Origin of the sequence: Comamonas sp. (assembly GCF_036666375.1) — a bacterium.
In the GTDB taxonomy this organism is placed as follows: Bacteria; Pseudomonadota; Gammaproteobacteria; order Burkholderiales; family Burkholderiaceae_C; genus Comamonas.
Genome location: NZ_JAVWWA010000210.1, coordinates 1 through 1,090 on the forward strand (window position 1 = coordinate 1; position 1,090 = coordinate 1,090).

The 1,090-nt window shown below is 65.7% G+C and carries 3 protein-coding genes; all 3 read right to left on the reverse strand.

Annotated elements, in window-relative coordinates:
• Positions 1-202 (reverse strand): hypothetical protein (locus RR928_RS24650; protein ID WP_332684704.1); only part of this gene is annotated, 202 nt, incomplete at its 3' end.
• The gene (locus tag RR928_RS24655) at positions 189-680 is read right to left on the reverse strand and encodes a hypothetical protein (protein ID WP_332684706.1); all 492 of its coding nucleotides are present in this window, start codon (positions 678-680) and stop codon (positions 189-191) included. The genes RR928_RS24650 and RR928_RS24655, both read right to left, overlap by 14 nt.
• Positions 671-1,090 (reverse strand): hypothetical protein (locus tag RR928_RS24660; protein ID WP_332684708.1); only part of this gene is annotated, 420 nt, incomplete at its 5' end. The genes RR928_RS24655 and RR928_RS24660, both read right to left, overlap by 10 nt.

Below are 1,090 nucleotides of genomic sequence, written 5' to 3' on the forward strand. Positions count from 1 at the left end.
TGGCGATGCTCAGCCAGAAAGGGCCGACGCGCAGGGACTCGACCGCGGGCTCGTCCACCTCCACATACAGAAACTCACCCTTCTTCTGGATGGTCTGATCGCGGTCGCGCACCTCGGCGTAGGGGCGCAGCGCGTCGGCATCAAGCGCCTGCGCCTGCAGCAGCGCACCTTGGGCCTCGGCCGCGTACTTAGGGAATTTCATAGGTGTTCCGGTGGTCGACCCAGAACTCGGCATCCTCACCGCCTGGGTCAGGACCTTCATAGCTGAAGGAAACGTTGGGATAGGAGTCGCCTTCGTACTGGCCCATGATGGTGAGCACCAGGCGACCCTCCAAGGGCGCGCCGTCGAGCAATGCATAGAGGTAGAGCACGCCCGAGTACGAAAAATTGACAATGGCCACGCTTGCCGCGTCGTTGGGCATCCATTGCGCTGGCGCGTCCCATCCTTGGTTGAGCGCCGTAGGGTTCTGCCCCAGCTCCACCGGGCCCACGCCCTGATAGACAGTGGGGGCGTCTCCAGCGTCAAGCGGCTCCCACACCCATGTCCAGGACACTGCGCCCACCGCTCCGGACACGCGCGCATAGACGTCACACAGGGAATTTCCCGGCTTCATCACTGGGCCGGCGGTACCGGGCCAGAACCGCTCGAGAACCGAGAACCACTCAGGTATCAATGCCATGCCCGCCTCCCGTTGATCCACTGACCAGCGCGCACCATCGCGCGCGGCAAGCTGGGGTGACGGCTCAGGCCGCCGCCTGAGCGCTCATTCCAGATGTAGCCCACCTCATCCAGCCACTGCGCACCATCGCGCGCGACCTCGGCAAACAGCATGGGCTCGAAGCCCCAGCAGCCTTCGGCCGGGATGCGCTGCATCGCCATCAGCGCCGCGTCCGTTCGGCACACCGCCAGGTGGTGGATCAGCGTGGTGCGCTGGCGGTACTGGTCGCGCGAGTAGGCGCCAGCGCGCCGCACGACCTCGCGGCCATCCTGCAGCCGCAGCAACTCGTTGGTGTAGACCACCGCCGCATCGGACGCCATGCAGCGCTGCAGCAAGTCGGCATGGCCTTCTGGCAGCGCGTCGTCATCGTC

Coding starts and splice junctions, on each gene's coding strand:
- RR928_RS24655 (WP_332684706.1), bottom strand. CDS start 680: ATGGCATTGATACCTGAGTGGTTCTCGGTTCTCGAGCGGTTCTGGCCC.